Annotated in this window: 15 protein-coding genes and 1 tRNA gene; 6 read left to right on the top strand and 10 right to left on the bottom strand. The window is 71.8% G+C overall.

Annotated features, from left to right (window positions below):
* Nucleotides 1-66: 66 nt before the first annotated feature.
* The 8 genes from VTA80_RS07255 to VTA80_RS07290 form a co-directional block, all read right to left on the bottom strand.
* Nucleotides 67-142, bottom strand: a tRNA-Thr gene (locus VTA80_RS07255).
* Nucleotides 143-294: 152 nt separating this feature from the next.
* A complete protein-coding gene (locus VTA80_RS07260) occupies nt 295-1,890 on the bottom strand; it encodes an alpha/beta hydrolase (protein WP_407344726.1) in 1,596 nt (531 codons plus the stop codon).
* A gap of 53 nt (nt 1,891-1,943) precedes the next feature.
* Nucleotides 1,944-3,080 (bottom strand): DNA polymerase III subunit delta', encoded by a 1,137-nt coding sequence (locus VTA80_RS07265; protein ID WP_407344727.1) that lies wholly within the window; start codon nt 3,078-3,080, stop codon nt 1,944-1,946.
* Nucleotides 3,077-3,796: a dTMP kinase gene (gene tmk, locus VTA80_RS07270; RefSeq protein WP_407344728.1), complete on the bottom strand. Its 720-nt coding sequence runs from the start codon at nt 3,794-3,796 to the stop codon at nt 3,077-3,079. Before tmk ends, VTA80_RS07265 begins: the two co-directional genes overlap by 4 nt.
* Before the next feature lie 44 nt (nt 3,797-3,840).
* Entirely contained in the window at nt 3,841-4,845 is a 1,005-nt protein-coding gene (locus VTA80_RS07275) for a Gfo/Idh/MocA family protein (protein ID WP_407344729.1), read from the bottom strand.
* 459 nt (nt 4,846-5,304) lie between these two features.
* Entirely contained in the window at nt 5,305-8,124 is a 2,820-nt protein-coding gene (gene topA / locus VTA80_RS07280; RefSeq protein ID WP_407344730.1) for a type I DNA topoisomerase, read from the bottom strand.
* A gap of 76 nt (nt 8,125-8,200) precedes the next feature.
* Nucleotides 8,201-9,196 carry a phosphatase PAP2 family protein gene (locus VTA80_RS07285; protein WP_407344731.1) on the bottom strand — a complete coding sequence of 332 codons (996 nt, stop codon included), beginning with the start codon at nt 9,194-9,196 and terminating at the stop codon, nt 8,201-8,203.
* Nucleotides 9,197-9,269: 73 nt separating this feature from the next.
* Nucleotides 9,270-9,680, bottom strand: coding sequence for a hypothetical protein (locus tag VTA80_RS07290; RefSeq protein WP_407344732.1), 411 nt, complete (start codon nt 9,678-9,680; stop codon nt 9,270-9,272).
* A gap of 186 nt (nt 9,681-9,866) precedes the next feature.
* Here VTA80_RS07290 and VTA80_RS07295 point away from each other — a divergent pair, with 186 nt between their 5' ends.
* The 6 genes from VTA80_RS07295 to VTA80_RS07320 all read left to right on the top strand — a co-directional run bounded on the left by VTA80_RS07295 (nt 9,867) and on the right by VTA80_RS07320 (nt 15,779).
* Nucleotides 9,867-10,625, top strand: coding sequence for a response regulator transcription factor (locus tag VTA80_RS07295; RefSeq protein ID WP_407344733.1), 759 nt, complete (start codon nt 9,867-9,869; stop codon nt 10,623-10,625).
* Nucleotides 10,622-12,238: a sensor histidine kinase gene (locus tag VTA80_RS07300; protein ID WP_407344734.1), complete on the top strand. Its 1,617-nt coding sequence runs from the start codon at nt 10,622-10,624 to the stop codon at nt 12,236-12,238. The genes VTA80_RS07295 and VTA80_RS07300 overlap by 4 nt, the downstream gene beginning before the upstream one ends.
* Nucleotides 12,239-12,317: 79 nt before the next feature.
* Nucleotides 12,318-12,788 (top strand): hypothetical protein, encoded by a 471-nt coding sequence (locus tag VTA80_RS07305; RefSeq protein WP_407344735.1) that lies wholly within the window; start codon nt 12,318-12,320, stop codon nt 12,786-12,788.
* Nucleotides 12,785-13,774, top strand: coding sequence for a hypothetical protein (locus VTA80_RS07310; RefSeq protein WP_407344736.1), 990 nt, complete (start codon nt 12,785-12,787; stop codon nt 13,772-13,774). The genes VTA80_RS07305 and VTA80_RS07310 overlap by 4 nt, the downstream gene beginning before the upstream one ends.
* A complete protein-coding gene (locus VTA80_RS07315; RefSeq protein ID WP_407344737.1) occupies nt 13,771-15,336 on the top strand; it encodes a hypothetical protein in 1,566 nt (521 codons plus the stop codon). The genes VTA80_RS07310 and VTA80_RS07315 overlap by 4 nt, the downstream gene beginning before the upstream one ends.
* Nucleotides 15,333-15,779 (top strand): hypothetical protein, encoded by a 447-nt coding sequence (locus VTA80_RS07320; RefSeq protein ID WP_407344738.1) that lies wholly within the window; start codon nt 15,333-15,335, stop codon nt 15,777-15,779. Before VTA80_RS07315 ends, VTA80_RS07320 begins: the two co-directional genes overlap by 4 nt.
* Nucleotides 15,780-15,848: 69 nt before the next feature.
* Here VTA80_RS07320 and VTA80_RS07325 read toward each other — a convergent pair whose 3' ends face one another.
* Both VTA80_RS07325 and VTA80_RS07330 read right to left on the bottom strand, forming a co-directional pair.
* Nucleotides 15,849-17,354, bottom strand: a complete 1,506-nt coding sequence (locus VTA80_RS07325) for a DUF222 domain-containing protein (protein ID WP_407344739.1) — start codon at nt 17,352-17,354, stop codon at nt 15,849-15,851.
* Nucleotides 17,355-17,717: 363 nt separating this feature from the next.
* The gene (locus VTA80_RS07330) at nt 17,718-18,185 is read right to left on the bottom strand and encodes a hypothetical protein (protein ID WP_407344740.1); all 468 of its coding nucleotides are present in this window, start codon (nt 18,183-18,185) and stop codon (nt 17,718-17,720) included.
* Nucleotides 18,186-18,242 lie beyond the last annotated feature (57 nt).

Raw genomic sequence — 18,242 nt, forward strand, 5'->3', positions numbered from 1 at the left:
AGCCAGTGATGGTCGCCTACGTCCCCGCTCTCCTACATATCCGCAGGTGAGGGGTCTTTCTTTCTGTGGAGCCGCCTAACAGAATCGAACTGTTGACCTTCTCATTACGAGTGAGACGCTCTACCGACTGAGCTAAGGCGGCACCGCCCATGACCACAAGCCCGGGCGAGCGGGGCCACTCTACCTACACGACCCGGCTGGTGCCAAAGCGAGCGGGATCGCGCAAGGCGAGCCGCGCCGTCGGGCCTGGTGCGTGCAGGTCGACGCCGACGCGGAACCCGGCCCGGCCGCCGGTCAGCAGCGAGTTCCTGCGGCGGGCGCGGTCCCCTCGAGCAGGTAGGCATCGACGGCGTCGAGGATGCACGCGTTCGAGCGACCGTACGCGGTGTGCCCCTCACCCTCATAGGTGAGCAGCACCCCCGACGAGAGCTCGTTCGCGAGGTTCTCGGCCCACTTGTACGGCGTGGCCGGGTCGTTCGTGGTGCCGATCACGACGATGGGCGGGGCGCCGTCGGCGGTGATCGGCCCCGGCGTCCCGGTCGGCGGGTACGGCCAGCCCGCGCAGATGACCCCGCCGTAGCCGAAGAAGTACCCGACCGTCGGAGCGGCCGCCTCGAGCTGTGCCGCCTCGGCCTGCATCACGGCCGGGTCGGCGGACGAGGTGCTGTCCAGGCAGTTGACCGCCGTGAACGCCTCGGTGGAGTTCGACGCGAAGGAGCCGTCGGCGTTCCGCTCGTTGTAGAAGTCCGCGAGCTGCAGGAGGGTCGAGCCGTCGTTGTCGTTGATCGCCGCGGTCAGCGCCTGGGTGAGGTACTTCCAGGACGCGTTGTCGTAGAGCGTGACCGCGATCCCGTAGAACGCGAGCGTGCCGGTCACGGTCCGGTCGCCGGACGTGGGCAGCGGGCTGCGCCGCGCGCGGTCCAGGAGGTCCTTGATCTGCGCGAGTCCGTCGTCCACCGAGCCGGTGAGCGGGCAGGACGCGCCGCCCTGGCAGTCCGTCACGTAGGCGCGCAGCGCCCCCTCGAACCCGACCGCCTGACCGAGACCGAGCTCGGTGGACGACAGCGCCGGGTCGAGCGCGCCGTCGAGCACCATCCGCCCGACCTTCGCGGGGAACAGCCCGGCATAGGTCGCGCCGAGCGCGGTGCCGTAGGAGTAGCCGAGGTAGGTCAGCTTCTCGTCGCCGAGCGCCGCGCGGAGCACGTCCATGTCCTTCGCCGCGCTCACGGTGTCGACGTGCCCGAGCAGCGGGCCGGTGTTCGTCTCGCACACGGCGCCCATGGCGGTGTACGCCGCCGTCGCCGCCGCGATCCCCGCATCGGTCGAGTAGGCGAAGTCCTTGCTCAGCAGCGCGTCTTTCGCCGCGTCGTCGAGACACGTCACCGGGTTCGACGACGCCACCCCGCGCGGGTCGAAGCCGACGACGTCGTACTGCGCGAGGACGTCCTTGCCGAACGTGGTCACGACGGAGTCCACGAGATCGACCCCGGACGCCCCCGGGCCGCCCGGGTTGATCAGCAGCGAGCCGATCGGCTTGCCGCCCGTGGCGGGCGCGCGCTTCAGCGCCAGCTGGATGGAACCGGCCGCCGGCTCGGCGTAGTCGACGGGGACCGTGGCTTTCGCGCACTCGAACGCGTCGCACGCGCTCCACGCGATCTCCTGGTCGTAGAACGGCTGGAGCGCCGCGTCGACGACCTCGCCCGTGCCCGACGACGTCGCGGACTCGACGGCCGCCTGGTGCTTGGGCGCGCTGCACCCGACGAGGACGAGCGCCAGCGCGGTCACGGCCACGACGGCACGCCTGCGGCGGGTCGCTGCCCGGCGGCGCGCGAACGCGTGCTCGGGGGCGGCGGGAGAGCTGCTGACAGGTCGGTCGGTGGGGCGAGGCACTCCCCAACGGTAACCGGGAATGCTGGGCCACTGGCCGCGAACTCGACGCGCTGCTACCCCTGCGGTCGCAGTGCGATCGTCATCGCCTCCATCGCGAGCAGCGGAGCGACGTTGCCCGCCAGCCGCGTGCGCGCCAGCCCGATCGCATCCATCCGGCGCAACGTCTGCTCGGGGGTGCTGCCCGCGGCCAGCAGCCGGACCTGGTCGTCCAACGTCGCGTTGACGAGGTCGACCCCGGCCGCGAGCTGCACGACGAGCACGTCCCGGTACAACGAGAGCAGGTCGATCATGGACCGGTCGAGCACGTCGCGCTGCGCCCGGGTCGCGCGGCTCTTCTGGTCCTTCTCGAGCTGGGTGACCTGCGAGCGCAGGCTCGCCGGCAGGGTCGCGGCGCCCTCAGCCCCGAGCGCGCGCAGCAGCGCGGACTTCTCCTCGGCGTCCCGGTGCTCGGTCGCCGACTTCGACTCGGCCTGCGCGACCTCGACCAGCCGACCGGCGGCGAGCACGGCATCACCGACGCCGCGGATCGCCGCCGGGATGGCGAGCACCTGCGCGCGCCGCTCGCGCGCCTCCGGATCCCGTGCCAGGCGCCGGGCGATCCCGATGTGGCTCTGGGCGGCGCGCGCGGAGACCGCCGCGACCTGCGGGTCGATGCCGTCGCGGGAGACGAGCAGGGCGGCGACCGCCTCGACCGGCGGCACGCGCAGCGCGAGCGACCGGGCCCGCGAGCGGATCGTCACGACGACGTCCTGCGGGCTCGGTGCGCAGAGCAACCACACCGTCCGCGGCGGCGGCTCCTCGATCGCCTTGAGTAGCACGTTGGACGTGCGCTCTGCCATCCGGTCGGCGTCCTCGATGAGGATCACGCGCCACCGGCCGCCCGACGGGGCGCGTTGGGCGAGCGAGACCAGCGCGCGGGTCTCGTCGATCTTGATGCCGACGGTCTCGGTGGCGACGACGGTCACGTCCGCGTGGGTGCCGGCAAGCGCCGTCGTGCAGGCGAGGCAGTAGCCGCAGCCCCCCTCGAGGCACTGCAGGGCCGCCGCGAAGGCCCGCGCGGCGTTGGAGCGGCCCGAGCCGGGCGGGCCGGTGATCAGCCACGCGTGCGTCATCGCGGCCGGGTCGGCCACGGCTCCGCGCAGGACCTCGACGGCGGCCTCCTGGCCGACGATGTCGTCCCAGACGCTCATCGGGGGCCGGCGTCGTCGGCGAGCAACGCGTGCGTGCGCGGGTCGGTGGCCGGCAGGTCGGTGGTAGGGAGAGGGGTGGCCGGCAGGTCGGTGGCGAGCACCTCGGCGACGCGGCTGCGGATGTCGGCCTGGATCTCGGCGACGGTCCGGGAGGCGTCGACGACGAGCCAGCGGCCGCGGTCGGCGGCGGCGCGGTCGAGGAAGGCCCGCCGGATGCGCCGATGGAACTCGTCCCCCGCGCGCTCGAGGCGGTCGGGGTCACCGGTCAGCCGGGTGAGGCCGATCAACGGGTCCAGGTCCAGCAGGACCGTGAGCTGCGGCAACAGGCCCTCGGTCGCCCAGAGCGACAGGCGCTCGACCTCGTCGGCCCCCAGGTCGCGACCGTTGCCCTGATAGGCGACCGACGAGTCGAGGTAGCGATCGGTGATCACGACGGCGCCTCGCGCGAGCGCCGGCCGGACGAGGGAGTGCACGTGGTGCGCGCGGTCGGTGGCGTACAGCAGCGCCTCGGTGCGCGGGTCGACGTCCTCTCCGTGGAGCACCGCGTTGCGCAGCTCGTTGCCGAGCGTGGTGCCACCGGGCTCGCGCGTCAGCACGACCTCGCGACCGTACGCAGCGCGCAGCCAGTCACCGAGCAGCGCGGCCTGCGTCGACTTGCCGACGCCTTCGCCGCCCTCGAAGGACAGGAAGAAACCGGGACGGGGCTGAGTGCTCACGGACCTCAGGATATCGGTCCCCACCGACGAGCCCGCGGCGCGGGTTACTCGCCCGGGTAGACCAGGCCGATCTGCGCGCGGACCGCGTCCAGCGTGCGCAGGACCTCGAGCGTGTTGTTCCAGGTGATCCTGGGGCTCTCGGTCTCACCGGCAGCCACGCGGCGCGCGACCTCCGCCGCCTCGTACTGGAGCCCCTTGACCGCCGGACGGTCGAAGGTCCACTTCGCGCCGTCGCGACGCGTGACGGTGAAGGCCGTCGGTGCGTAGAAGTCGCCGGCGACCTGGATGTGACCCTCGGTGCCGGAGATCGACGCGGTGGTCGGCGTCTTCGACCACAGGGTCGTGGACAAGGTGGCCTGCGCGCGCTCACCGTACGAAAGAACCATGCTCACCTGGCCGTCGACGCCCGTGTCGGTCATCTTGCCGACCGCGGTCACGGCGTCGGGCACCCCGAGGAAGTCGTGCGCGAACGAGACCGGGTACACCCCGAGGTCGAGCAGCGCGCCGCCCGCGAGCTTCGGGTCGAACAACCGACCGGTCGGGTTGGGCTCGAACCACTGCCCGTGATCGGCAGTGATGTTGACGATCTCGCCGATCTCGCCGGCCGCGATCACCTGGTGCAGCGCAGCCACGTGCGGCAGGAAGCGGGTCCACATGGCCTCCATCACGAACACCCCGGCGGCACGCGCGGCGGCGAAGACCTCCTCGGCCTCGCCGGTGTTGCGCATGAAGGCCTTCTCGACGAGCACGTGCTTGCCCGCAGCGATCGCCAGCAGGGCGTGCGCGCGGTGCTCGGAGTGCGGGGTGGCGATGTACACCGCGTCGACCTGGGGGTCCTCGACGAGCCCGCGGTAGCCGAGGTGCGTCGAGGGGATGCCGTGCGCCGTCGCGAACCGCTCGACGCGGTCGCGGTTACGCGAACCCACCGCCAGGATGGGCGATCGGGTGTGCGAGTTCACCGCGTCCGCGAACGCTCCAGCGATGAAACCTGCGCCGAGGATTCCCCAGCGGAGGGACGGAGCGGTGCGAGGGTCGTCCACGTGTGCCATGACCCCAACCTAGTGGGGCGGAGGTTCCCCGATCGGACGACTGGAGCTCCGCGAGCACGACGTCGGCAATCGAGTGGTCCTGACCGGACGGATCCAGACCAGTTTTTGCCGATTCCGCCGCACGAGTCACAGGTTTCTGGCGAGAACCAGGGGTTCGGACTCGTGTCGTGCCCGAACACTGGCGTAGATTGGTCATACCGACCGCGCTTAGGAGTCATACCTCCTGCGCGGTCGCGTTCCCGCCTCGCAGGGGGATGCGGGAGCGGTGTGGCGACAACTGTGGTTGAAGGTTCGGAAAACAGCCTCCACCCGGTTGGATCACTCGCCCAGCGAGACGAAGCTGCGCCGCACCGATCTGCGAGGTGATCCCCCCGCGCCGACGAAGTGCCACGAAGCGCTCCTGCTCGGCCGGGAGGGTCCCGCCACCAAGCGAGCCCTCCCCCTCCTCAATCCGTCGCGTCAGCGCTGCGCGGTCGCCGTCGTCTTCGTGGCGGCCTTCTTCGCCGGCGTCTTCTTCGCTGCGGTCGACTTCGCTGCCGTCTTCGTGGCCGCCGTCTTCTTCGCAGCCGTCTTCTTGACCGCCGTCTTCTTCGCTGCCGTCTTCTTGCGGCCCTTGACCGGGCCGCGGGCGCGCTTGTCGGCGAGCAGCTCGGCCGCTCGCTCGAGCGTGATCGTCGCGACCGCGTCCTCGGTCCGCAGCGTCCCGTTCGTCTCGCCGTCGGTCACGTACGCCCCGAACCGGCCCTCCTTGACGACGATCGGCTTCTTCGAGACCGGGTCCTCGCCGAGCTCGCGCAGCGGGGCGGCCGCCGAACCGCCGCGGCCACGCTTGGGCTGCGCATAGATCGCGAGCGCCTCGTCGAGCGTGACGTCGAACATCGCGTCCTCGGTCGGCAGCGTGCGCGAGTCCGTGCCCTTCTTCAGGTACGGCCCGTAGCGCCCGTTCTGGGCGGTGATCGTGTCGCCGGACTCCGGATCCACCCCGACGACGCGCGGCAGCGACAGCAGCTTGAGCGCATCCGCGAGCGTCATGGTCGCGAGCTGCATGGTCGACAGGAGCGAACCCGTGCGCGGCTTGGGCAACGCGGCGAGCGCCTTCTTCTTCGCGGCGGCCGACAGGTCGGGCGCGAGCTCGGGCTCGGGCAGCTGCTCGGTCACGTACGGCCCGTAGCGCCCGTTCCGGGCGACGATCGTCGTGCCGGTCGAGGGGTCAACGCCGAGCACGAGGTCGCCCTCGGCCTGGGTCTCGAGCAGCTCGCGCGCCTTGGCGACGGTGAGCTCGTCGGGGGCCAGCTCTTCCGGGACGGCGGCCCGCTTGGGGTCCCCCACGGCGCCGGCGACCGCGATCTCCTCGATGTACGGCCCGTACCGACCCACGCGCACCGTGATGCCGTCGCCGATGTCGATCGAGTTGACCTCGCGTGCGTCGATCTCCCCGAGGTTCTCGACCGCGTGACTCAGACCCTCGATCTCGCCCGCGCCTGCGCCGTCCGCGTCGCCGAAGTAGAACCGGGTCAGCCACTCGACGCGGTTCTTGTCCCCCGCCGCGATCGCGTCGAGGTCCTCCTCCATGCTTGCGGTGAAGTCGTAGTCGACCAGCCAGTGGAAGTTCTCCTCGAGCAGGCGGGTCACCGCGAAGGCGAGCCAGCTCGGCACGAGCGCCTGCCCGCGGTTCGACACGTAGCCGCGGTCCTGGATCACCGAGATCGTCGCCGCGTAGGTCGACGGCCGACCGATGCCGCGCTCCTCGAGCGCCTTGATCAGGCTCGCCTCGGTGAATCGCGGCGGCGGGGAGGTCTGGTGCCCGTCGGCGGTCAGGTCGTTCGCCGTGACCGGGTCACCCTGCGCAAGCTGGGGCAGGCGGGCGTCGTCGGTGCCCTTGCCCGACGGCGGCGCGACGTCGTCCGCGTAGCGCTCGGTGTCGCGACCCTCCTCGTAGGCGGCCATGAAGCCCCGGAAGGTGATGACGGTGCCCGATGCCGAGAACACGGCGTCGCGGCCGTCGCTGGCGTGCGCACCGAGCTTCACCGAGGCGGTCGACCCACGGGCGTCGGCCATCTGCGAGGCGACAGTGCGCTTCCAGATGAGCTCGTAGAGCTTGAACTGGTCGCCCGACAGCTCGCGAGCGACCTGGGCCGGGGTGCGGAACGAGTCACCCGCGGGGCGGATGGCCTCGTGGGCCTCCTGGGCCCCCTTGGCCTTCGAGGTGTAGATGCGGGGCGCGTTGGGCACGAACTCCGCGCCGTACAGCTCGGCGGCCTGGCGACGCGCGGCGTCGATCGCCTGCGAGCTCAGCGCGGGCGAGTCGGTCCGCATATAGGTGATGTACCCGTTCTCGTACAGCGACTGCGCGGTGCGCATCGTCTGGCGCGAACCCAGGCGCAGCTTGCGCGACGCCTCCTGCTGCAGCGTCGACGTGGTGAACGGGGCGGCGGGCTTGCGCGTGTACGGCTTGGTCTCGAGGCTGCGCACGGCGAAGTCGGCCGTCTCGAGCGCCGCGACCAGCACCCGGGCGGCATCCTCGTCGAGGTGCACGGTGGACCGGGTGGTCAGCTCGCCCTGGTCGTTGAAGTCGCGGCCGGTCGCGACGCGAGCGCCGTCGACCGTCGTGAGGCGGGCGCCGAAGACGGGCTCGCCCGCGTCAGCGGTCGCGAACTGGCCCTTGACGTCCCAGTAGTCGGCGGCGCGGAACGCCATCCGCTCCCGTTCACGCTCGACGACGAGCCGGGTCGCGACGGACTGCACGCGGCCGGCCGACAGTCCCTGGCGCACCTTGCGCCACAGCACCGGCGAGACCTCGTAGCCGTACAGCCGGTCGAGGATGCGGCGCGTCTCCTGGGCGTCGACGAGCCGGGTGTCGAGGTCGCGGGTGTTCTCGAGCGCGCGGGCGATCGCCTCGGGGGTGATCTCGTGGAACACCATCCGGTGCACCGGCACCTTGGGCTTGAGCTCCTGCAGCAGGTGCCACGCGATGGCCTCGCCCTCGCGGTCCTCATCAGTTGCGAGGAAGAGCTCGTCGGCGTCCTTGAGCAGCCGCTTGAGCTCGGCGACCTTCTTCTTCTTGTCGGCGTCGACCACGTAGTACGGCTCGAAGCCGTTCGTCACGTCGACGGCGAACTTGCCGAAGGGGCCCTTCTTCATGTCCGCGGGCAGCTCGGACGGCTGCGGCAGGTCACGGATATGCCCCACGCTGGCCTCGACCTCGTACCCCGAGCCGAGGTAGCTGGCGATCGTGCGCGCCTTTGCCGGCGACTCCACGATGACGAGCTTGCGGGACATGCGGACCTGCTTCCTTGACAACCTGGTCGAACGATGGGGCGGGAGAGCGAGAACAATGGGGCGTCGATCGGGCACTCTACGACGTCTGGTCGACCACTGCGCCAGCCGACTGCCGAACGACCAGCAGCACCGCGAACGCGAGACTGCTCACCGCGACCACTCCGAACGCACCCCCGGCGTACGCCACCAGCAGCTCCGCGCGGGAGTCGAGGGGCTGCGCCGTGGTCCACGAGACGACCATCGAATAGGCGGCCGGGAGCGCGGAAACGAGCGCCACCAGCACGAGCAGGACCCCGCCGAGACCAAACCCGGCGAAGCCGCGACGCCGTCGCGCAGCCCCTGACCGGGCTGAGGTCGGCAGCACGATCTGCCCGGTCGCGGTGGCAGCCAGGTCGGCGGTGGGCCGCGGCGGCGAGGCCGCGGCGAGGGCGCACGCCAGCCCGCTCCACGCCAGCACGACCAGCACCGCGGCCACGACGTCGCCCGGCCGGTGCCAGCCCCCGATCAGGGTCGACACCCCGGTGGCTGCGGTGTAGACCGCCCCGAGCACGGCCGCCCAGGGTCGGGCACGCGGCGGGACCACGAAGACCAGCGCCGCGGACACGGAGGCGGCCGCCGTCGTGTGCCCGCTCGGGAGGGCGTTGGAGAACACCGGGGTGGCACCGAGGTCTGGGCGGTCGAACACGACGTTCTTGAGCACCTGGGTCGTGAGGTTGGCCCCCGCCACGAGGAGCGCGACCTGGATGGCGAGGCCCCAGCGCCGACGCACGACGGCGATCAGCACCGCGGCGATCAGCACGAGCGCAATGTAAGGGACCGAGACGACGTCGAGCACGGGCTGGGCCAGCTGCCACAGGCGGTTGCGCCCGTAGCGGGCCCCCTCGAAGACGGCCTGGTCGACGCGCTGGCCGGGGACGGACGCGACGAAGATCCGCCAGGTGAGCCAGACGCCCGCGGCCGACACGAGCGCCGTCGTGAGCCCGAGGGCGATGCCGACCCTAGAGACGACCCGAGGCGCGGCAGCCGGACGCGTGGCCGGCCAGGGCGCTGCGACGGGTCCGGTGGGGTTCACGGTTCCACGGTAGGCGACGTCCCGGACGGCCGAGCGATTCCCGCGGCGGGTCGACGCACTGGTCAACGCACGCTCAATCGCGCCCGACGCCGTCCGGCACCGCGCCCATGAGAATGGCGTGGTCCCCGACGGAGGCCAGGCAAGCACGCGCCTCGTCGTCGACGTTGACGCACATCAGGCAGCCGCCGCGACGCTCGAGGTCCCACGCGGCGTCCTCGATCACCTCGGCGGCGCGCGAGCTGCGCAGCCGCGCGGCCTGCAGGTCCAGCACGACGATCGAGGCGCACGCGGCGAGGGCGTCGAGCAGCGCGCGCAGGCGGCTCGTGTCGTCGCGCCCGAAGCTCCCGACCGGCCGGATCGTGGCGGTGATCCAGGTCGGGTCGTCTGTCACCACTGTCCGCTGCGACGCGGGGATGCGCTGCGACGAGACGAATCGCTGCGCCACCGCTGCTCGCACGGTGCCCGACTCCAGGACAGTGCTCATGGTGACCTCCTTCGGGCCGTCCGGGATGGTCGACCACGTCCCTGACTCTGACCCGGATGGCTGTGAACTTCCTGGGTCCCGCGGTCGGCGTGGCTGTGAAGCCCGACCGCTTCGGCGCGAAACGCACACAGGTTTCTCACAGGGGAGAACCAGTCGCGACACAGCGACAAGGATCAGACTGGATGCATGTCCACCACCACCACTTCGGCCCGCGGTCGCGAGAACCTGACCCGGGCGGACGGCTCGCCGATTCGAGCCCTCGTCGTCGACGACGAACCTGCACTCGGTGAGCTGCTCTCAACCGTGCTGCGCTACGAGGGCTGGCAGGTGGAGTCCGCGCTGACGGGGCAGGCCGCCATCCGGACCGCCCGCAACCTCGAGCCGGACGTCATCCTGCTCGACGTCATGCTGCCCGACATCAGCGGCATCGAGGTCCTGCGTCGGATCCGGGTGACGAACCCGAACGTGCCGGTCCTGTTCCTCACCGCCAAGGACGCCGTCGAGGACCGCATCGCCGGCCTGACCGCGGGCGGCGACGACTACGTGACGAAGCCGTTCAGCCTCGAGGAGGTCGTCGCGCGGCTGCGGGCTCTGCTGCGCCGCGCCGGTGCGACCGCGGAGCGCGAGGAGGCCACCCTGGTGGTCGGCGACCTGACGATGGACGAGGACAGTCACGAGGTGACGCGCGGCGGGCTGGAGATCCACCTGACCGCGACCGAGTTCGAGCTCCTCCGGTACTTCATGCGCAACCCCAAGCGCGTCCTGTCCAAGGCACAGATCCTCGACCGCGTGTGGCAGTACGACTTCGGCGGCCAGGCGAACATCGTCGAGCTGTACGTCTCCTACCTGCGGCGCAAGATCGACGCGGGTCGCACGCCGATGATCCACACCCTGCGGGGGGTCGGCTACCTGCTCAAGCCCGGCGAGGACTCGACCCAGCAGTGACGACCGTGATCTCTCGCCGCGGGCGCTGGACGCTGCGGCGCCGGCTGGTCGCTGTCCTGATCGTCCTGCTCGCCACCGTCGCGAGCATCATGGGCGTGGCCTCGGCGCTCGCGCTGCGCGGGTCGCTGATCGGCCAGCTCGACTCCCAGCTCGTCGCGGCCAGCGAGCGTGCCGCGAACGCCCCGCAGCGAACCGCCCCGTCACTCCTGGAGCGTCCGACCGAGCCGGACAGCGACATCGACGTCGAGGACCTCCCCCCCGGTCTGCGGGTGCCCGGGCAAGGCGCGGGGACGCTGAGCCTGTTCGAGCACGACGGCGTGACGAAGTCGGGGTACATCGACTCCACCGGTGCTTTCCAGGAGCTCACCTCAGGCCAGGTCGCCGTGCTCGAGGCGCTTCCCGCCGACGGAAACCCGCACATGGTCGACGTCCCCGAGCTCGGCACCTACCGCGCGATCGCGACGACGACGTCGGGCGGCGATCTCGTGGTCACCGGCCTGTCGACCGCGGCGGCGACCCACACCGTGCGGGGCTACGTCGCGGTGGAGGTGGCGGTCGCCGCGCTCGGGCTCCTGCTCGCCCTCGTCGCGGGGATGGTGCTGGTGCGCCGCGAGCTGCGCCCGCTGCAGCGCGTGGCGGCGACCGCCACCCGCGTCGCCGAACGGCCGCTCGACCGCGGCGCGGTCGCCCTGCCCGAACGCGTGGCGGACGTCGACACCGATCCCGGCACCGAGGTCGGCCAGGTGGGGGCGGCCCTCAACCGGCTCCTCGGCCACGTCGAGGCCGCCCTGGAGGCGCGGCACGAGAGCGAGACGCAGGTGCGCCAGTTCGTCGCCGACGCCAGCCACGAGCTGCGCACCCCGCTCGCGGCCATCCGCGGCTACGCGGAGCTGGTCCGACACCTGCCGGGCGAGCTCAACCCGGACGCGCTGCGCGCCATGGGGCGGGTCGAGTCGGAGTCGCTGCGGATGACCGCCCTGGTCGAGGACATGCTGCTGCTGGCGCGGCTCGACGCCGGCCGGCCGCTCGGGACCGACGACGTCGACCTCGCGGCGCTCGCCGTGGACGCGGTCGCGGATGCGCACGCGGCCGGCCCCGACCACGTCTGGCAGCTCGACCTGCCCGGCGGCGAGGACTGGTCCGACGACCGCGAGTTGGCCGACGGCGTCGCGTCCGCCGACCCGGAGGACGGCGACCGGGAGGACGGCGAGGGCGAGGACGGCGAGCGTGAGGGCGACAGCGACGAGCCCGACGCACCACGCGCCGTCGTGATCGGGGACGACCATCGGCTGCAGCAGGTCCTGGTCAACCTGCTCTCCAACGCCCGCGTGCACACCCCGCCCGGGACCGTTGTGCGCACCACGATCCGGGCCGACGGCGAGAACGTCACGGTCCGCATCCAGGACAACGGTCCCGGGATCCCCGAACCGCTGCGCTCGCACCTGTTCCAGCGGTTCACCCGGGGCAACGCAGCCCGGTCACCGGGTGCCGGCTCGACCGGCCTGGGCCTGGCGATCGTCGACGCCGTGGTGACCGCGCACGGCGGTCGCATCGATGTGGACACCGCACCGGGCGCCACGGCGTTCACGGTGACCCTCCCCGCCGCACCGTGACGCACGCACCGTGACGGACGATCCTCCCTGACCGTGCTCTAGGTTGTGCACACGCACCACCGACGGGGGAACCGGGCTGATGTTCATCGATACCGAGGTCTTCCGGAGGCAGGTGCGCGGGCTGCGGCAGATCTCCCTCGACCTCCGCGACCGTGCTCTGACCACCGGCACGGCAGCGGGCGCCGACTGGGTCTCCACCGCTGCGGACCGCTATCGAGCCGACCTCGCGACTGCGGGCGCCGAGCTTCGGACGCTGGCCGACGAGGTCGACCAGGCCGCGAGCGACCTCGAGCACCACGCCGACGAGGTGGACGCGACGAAAGCCGCGATCCGCGCCGCGCAGGACTGGGTCGACGACCAGGTCCACGCGGCCCACCGGCTGCTGGCCACGGCGGCGGATGCCGTCGCGGACACGGTGACCGGGGCCTACGAGACCGCGACCGGCGCCGTGGAACGCTCCCGCGACGTGATCTCGCTCGTGTTCGCGTCGGCGCCCGAGGCCGGCTCGATCGGCTGGCTGCAGCTGCGCGCGCAGATCGAGCACCGATGAAGAACCCCGGAGCGGACGACGCGGAGAAGGCGGCCCTCGCAGCCATGGCGGCCCGACCGTGGGTCGCCCAGAGTCGCCTCGGCGCACAGGATCTCGTCGTCCTCCTGCGCGGCCTGCCGCAGATCTCGCTCTCATCGGCCTTCGACCTGGACTGGGACCCGGCACTCCCCCCGGCCGAGCGGGCAGAGCGCACCGTCGCCAGCCTGGGGCGGCTGCGGGAGGCGCGCCTGATCAGCGGCCCCGTCGCAAGGCTGCGCGCCGACTCCCCCGACATCACCGACCCCCGTCTGGACAGCTCCCTCACCCCGTTCGGCGCCCTGTGGTGGGCGGCGGCAGCCAAACCGTCGGTCGCCGTCGAGGTGACGGCGTGGGACCTCGACCTCGTGCGGCACGGCTGGTTCGCCGCGCGAGGCGACGTCGTCGTCGGGCTCGTGCGCGGCCGGGCGGTTGACCACGCAGGGACGGCCCCGGCACCCGTGCCGCTGATCGAGCTCGATCCGATCGAGCTCTCCATCGACACGATGACCGGGCTCGTCGACCTGGTCGCGGACCTCTGGCCCGACGGCGCCGATGCCGACCCCGACCTGCCCGCGGCGACCCTCGGCCTCGTCGACTCCGAGGCGTTCCTGCTCGCCCTCGCCGCGGGCGACACCGCCGTGGTCGACGCCGTCGTCGGCCGGGCCGACCTCGACGAGTGGCCGATCGCGCTGCGTGGCCTGGAGTTCGGCGTGCTCGGCGGGGTTGACGTGACCGTTGTTGCCCGGCCGGGCTCGCCCGCACCCCACCGGAGCACCGGGCACTGGATCCTGGGCTCGGACGGCTGGCGCGGACTCAGCGTCGCACTGACCGGCACGGCAGGATCGGCGCAGGACATCGCGCACGGCGCCCAGGTGCGCGTCACCGGGCAGAGCCTGACCACGATGCGCCGCGCGCTCGTGCTCGCCCTCGCCACCGCGCTAGGCCAGAACCCGCCGAGCGACTCGTGAGCGAGGTCACGGTCCTGGGCGGGGCCGGCGGTGTCCGGGCCAACCACGACGACATGCGCACCACCGCGGGCATCCTCGCTTCGGTCCGAGTCGACCTGATCGGCTGGTCCGTCTCGGTCGGGGCGATCGCGGCCGACGGCGACCTCGCGTCCTCGCTCGTCCTGGCGCCCGTGACGGGCGCCGTCGCCAAGGTGCAGATCATCGACGCCGCCGCCCGACTCGTGGTCGCGGCGGTCCAGGTCAACGCGACGGGGTTCTTTCTCACCGCCGCCGTCGACGCCTACGAGACGGTCGACGCGGCACTGGCCGCGCTCGCGGAGCTGCGTGCCGACGTCACCGGCTTTGCCCTCGGCTTCGTCGCCGTACCGCTCGCCGTCGGTGCGGTCGCCGTGGCCGCGGTGGCGGCCGTCGTCGTCGTACCAGCGGCTGTGGTGCTGAGCGGCGCGAAGGGCGCCGTCACCGAGTCGGTCGACTGGTTGTTCACCGGCGACCCGGTCGACGTCGGCGCCGCAATGCGGCACGACCTCGAGTCCTTCACCCGCGGCGTCGTCACCCCGCTCGTGGCCGACCTTGCCGTGACGCTGGCGCTGGGCGCGCCCGGCCTGGTGACCGGCCTCGAGGCCGGCCTCGCGACGGGTGCCCTCCTGCTACCCGGCGGCATCGTCCTCGCCGGCGCGCTGCTCGCGGGCGGCAAGCCGCTGCCCCCGACGTCCTACGCCGACGCCGTCGGCCGCATCATCGGGCTCGGGCAGTCGGTCGGCGCGTTCCAGGACAGGGCCTTCGTCAGCCCGAAGCTGGGCACGACACCCGCGGTCGCGGTGATCCCGCACGGCGTCGCCGACGTCTTCCGTGGGCAGATGGAGGTCGGCTATGCCGGCGTCGACAGTGCGAACGACGACGACCTGATGAAGGACGACGCCGGTCGAATCAGGGTCATCCAGGTGCCTCAGCCGGACGGCTCGTCGGCGTGGATCATCCAGCTGCCCGGTACGCAGGAGTGGAGCCCCAGCGCCGGGCCGACCCTGGCGGACCTCAGCTCCGACGTCCTGCTCATGGCCGAGCGCCAGACGCAGTACGAGCAGGCGGTGCTCGACGTCCTGGCGCGCTCGGCGATCCTCACCGGGGAGCCCGTGATGCTCACCGGCCACTCGCTCGGCGGGATCACCGCGGCCAACGTCGCCGCGAACGAAATCGCCCAGCGGGACTACAACGTCACCCACGTCGTCACGGGCGGGTCACCGATCGACCGCGTCGCCGTGCCCGACGGCGTCCAGGTGCTCGCCCTGCAAGACAGCAGGGACGTGGTCCCTCGGCTGGATGGGTACAACGGCCTCGATCGCCCGAACTGGACGACGGTGACGTTCACCGACGACGGGCCGAAGACGGAGTACCTGCACCCCGGCAACGCGCACGACTACCAGCGCTACATCGCGGGCGGGGGAGCCGTGGATACCTCGACCGATCCGAGCGTCCAGGCGTTCACCGCGTCCGCCGAGCCCTTCTTCCGCCAGTCAGCGGAGTCGAGTGTCCTCGACTACCAGTACGAACGGGTGACCCCGTGAGCCGCCGCGCGATCGCCTCTGCCCTCTCGGCGGCGCTGCCGGCCCTGCTGGGGCTGGCCCTCGTCGCCGCGTGCGCTCCCACGGTGGACGAGGTGGCGGCCAAGGACGACCTCCGCTCGGCCCTCGCCGCCATCGACGGCGTGAGCGCGGTCGAAGACTTCGGCACCCGGACGGACTACGGCAAAGAGATCCACGCGCATCTCGTCATGGACGCAGCCTCGACGGTTGACCCCGAGGTCGTGCTCGAGCAGGGCATCCGAGTGCTGTGGACGTGGCCCGCCTGGCAGCCAGGGATCTCGATGAGCGTCGAGCAGGGGTCACGGGTTCTGGGTGCCACGAGCCTGGTGGACCCCGCCTCCAATGCCTCCTACCTGTCGCCGTCTGACGTCTTCGAGCTGTTCGGCGACTGGCCGGGCGAACCGATAGCGACTCGCGAGCCCTAGCCGCACCACCCCCACGCCGAGGACGACCAACCGGCGGAGCGTTCCAGGTCATCGGGGTGGTCCCCCGGGTCAGCGGCGGATGACGGTTCCGTGGCGGTCGGTGAATTGCCAGCCGTGAGGTGTCCAGGTGATCTCGATGCCGTGGTCGTGGGTGTGGTCGTGGTGGTGCCAGCACAGCAGCACCCCGGTGGTGGCATCGGTGTCACCGTGGTCACGGAACCATTGAATGGAGTGGTGGCATTCACACATGCGCGGCGGCGCAGTGCAACCCGGGTATTGGCAATGTTTGTCGCGGGCGATGATCGCGCGACGTAATTGGCCGGTGAAGGTGCGTTTGGATCGGCCGATATTGATGAGCTGCGAGTCCGGGCTGAACATGAACCGGCTGATCTCCGCATCGCACAACAGCTTATCCAGCACGACGCGCGGGACCGGTTGCCCGTCCTCGAACACCGCCGGACGAAGCACCTGCGGGACCAGCGGCAAGCCGTTGAGCGGCCCGTGGTCGAGCACTGCGGGGTCGAGCACCGCGGGGTCGAGCACCGCGGGGTCGAGCAGCCCGGGGTCGAGCAGCCCGCCCGGTGCGGGGGGCGGGAACAGCAGGGCCGGGTCCACCCGGTCGCAGTCGGTCGGGTGCAGGGTCGGGTCGAGCAGGTGGGTCACCCCGGCGCGGGTGGTCATCGCGATCAGGGTCGGGTAGTCCACCAGCACGCTGATGTGCGGTCGTACTGAGGCGCCTTTGCTGGTCAGGCCCTGGTCCAACGTGAGTCGGGCCAGGTCCGACAACGCACCCGCGCGGCGCTGCGACGCGGTCCGGTCATCCCCGGCCGGCGGGACGCCCTGCACAGCCTGCAGGGCGACCAGGAGACCTTGGCCGTGCTCAGTGGTCAAGAACCCCGACAGGTGGCACCCACCCGTGGTGGCGGACACGTCGAAGAACTCCCGCTCGGTGGCATCTTTGTATCCCCGCTCGTCCGCCTCCGGGTCCGCCGCGGCCGCCCACCGGCGGGCGAGCATGCGCAGCGTGTCGGCGCTGACCTGCGCGGCCTGGTCCAGCAGGAACCGTTCCCCCACCGGGGCGTCCGGGTCCGCCAACACCGCCCGGCGCACCTCGCTGGTCGCCGCGGCCGTGGTCAGGATCTTGGCCTGCTCCACACTGACCCGCCCCTCACCCCCGGTGACCACCGCCGCCGCGGTCAGGGGCAGGTCGTCACGCAGGGCGTGGGCCAGGCGCGTCATCCGCTTAGCCTTCGCGTAGGTCAGGTGCGCCCGGCGGGCCAACCAGGTCGGGAACGTGCGCGCACCGCTGGCGTTCCACGGCACCTCACACTCCACCACGGGCAGCGCACGGGTGGCGATGGCCTGCAACCGGTCCGACAGCTCAAACACCACGTCGAACAACTCCAACGCGCCCGCGCCGTCCAGGTCCCGCGGTTCCACCTCGGCTAACGCGTCGACGTGCTCCCGGATCGCCGCCGCCCGATCCGCCAACGACAACGACGCCAGCCGCGCGGACGAGTTCGGCGGTGTGGGCGGCTGCGACGACGGCCCCGTGCCGAGCGAAGAGGTAGTCATGGGTGTGGGTGTGGGTGTGGGCGGCTGGGCAGCCGGCGGGGAGGTGGCCGGCGGGGTGGGTGCAGGCGGCCGCGACGACGCGCGCTCGTCCTCTTCAAAGGTCACGCCACACCCCCGCCGCCGCCCGTCAGGAATACCGCTGCTGCCTCAGAAGTGGTGAAACTTCACCATTTCCGATGCAATCCACACTAACCGGGGCCACTGACATTGACTGCCCCGTCGTCGGGGAGGGGGTGTGGACAAAGAACAGCACACCGAGATCTGTGGATTAACATTCGCGAAAGCGACCTGGGGGCGGTTCATCGAGCACAATCTCATATGTCTGCGAGATCTGGCACTCCTCCGACCGTTCCGTGCCGTCGGTCAGGTGTCGGTGCCGGATTCCTGGGTTCCGGCGCCGGGGAGGCCACCGCCGGGGGCCAGCCGCTGACCCGGACCGACGTCGCCATCTCCGTCGCCGTGGCCCTCGTCGGGGGGCAAGAGCCGGGAGACGCCCTGGGTGGAGAACTGGCCGCTGTCGTCCCCGTTGAGGTGACCGACGGCGTAGCCGCCGCCGAAGCCCAGGAGGGCGACGAGAGCACCGCCCACGACACCGGCGACGACCGGTCGGCGACGGGAGGCACGTCTCGGCTCCGTCGCGCCGCCCGCGGCCAGATCCGCGTGCCCCCAGACCGGGGAGCCTGCGATCCCTTCGGCCGGGCTCGCCTCCGGTGCGCCCGGTTCGAAGCCGGGCGGGTAGATCGCGCCCGGCTGCGCCGGCTCCACCCACATCGGCACTGCCTGCTGCGGGTCGCGCGGCTCGTCGTGCTGCGGTCCACTGGTGTCCGTCATGGCGAGTCCTCTCATCGGGCCGGTATCGCTGCGTCAGCGACGTAGATGGCGACCTCA

Origin of the sequence: Pengzhenrongella phosphoraccumulans, from assembly GCF_045689905.1 — a bacterium.
Classification (GTDB): domain Bacteria; phylum Actinomycetota; class Actinomycetes; order Actinomycetales; family Cellulomonadaceae; genus Pengzhenrongella; species Pengzhenrongella phosphoraccumulans.

What these genes read in the sequence shown, in the direction of transcription:
- VTA80_RS07275 (WP_407344729.1), bottom strand. Translation starts at nt 4,845, where the DNA reads ATGGCACACGTGGACGACCCTCGCACCGCTCCGTCCCTCCGCTGGGGA.
- topA (WP_407344730.1), bottom strand. Translation starts at nt 8,124, where the DNA reads ATGTCCCGCAAGCTCGTCATCGTGGAGTCGCCGGCAAAGGCGCGCACG.
- VTA80_RS07330 (WP_407344740.1), bottom strand. Translation starts at nt 18,185, where the DNA reads ATGACGGACACCAGTGGACCGCAGCACGACGAGCCGCGCGACCCGCAG.
- VTA80_RS07305 (WP_407344735.1), top strand. Translation starts at nt 12,318, where the DNA reads ATGTTCATCGATACCGAGGTCTTCCGGAGGCAGGTGCGCGGGCTGCGG.
- VTA80_RS07265 (WP_407344727.1), bottom strand. Translation starts at nt 3,080, where the DNA reads ATGAGCGTCTGGGACGACATCGTCGGCCAGGAGGCCGCCGTCGAGGTC.
- VTA80_RS07310 (WP_407344736.1), top strand. Translation starts at nt 12,785, where the DNA reads ATGAAGAACCCCGGAGCGGACGACGCGGAGAAGGCGGCCCTCGCAGCC.
- VTA80_RS07325 (WP_407344739.1), bottom strand. Translation starts at nt 17,354, where the DNA reads ATGACTACCTCTTCGCTCGGCACGGGGCCGTCGTCGCAGCCGCCCACA.
- VTA80_RS07295 (WP_407344733.1), top strand. Translation starts at nt 9,867, where the DNA reads ATGTCCACCACCACCACTTCGGCCCGCGGTCGCGAGAACCTGACCCGG.
- VTA80_RS07290 (WP_407344732.1), bottom strand. Translation starts at nt 9,680, where the DNA reads ATGAGCACTGTCCTGGAGTCGGGCACCGTGCGAGCAGCGGTGGCGCAG.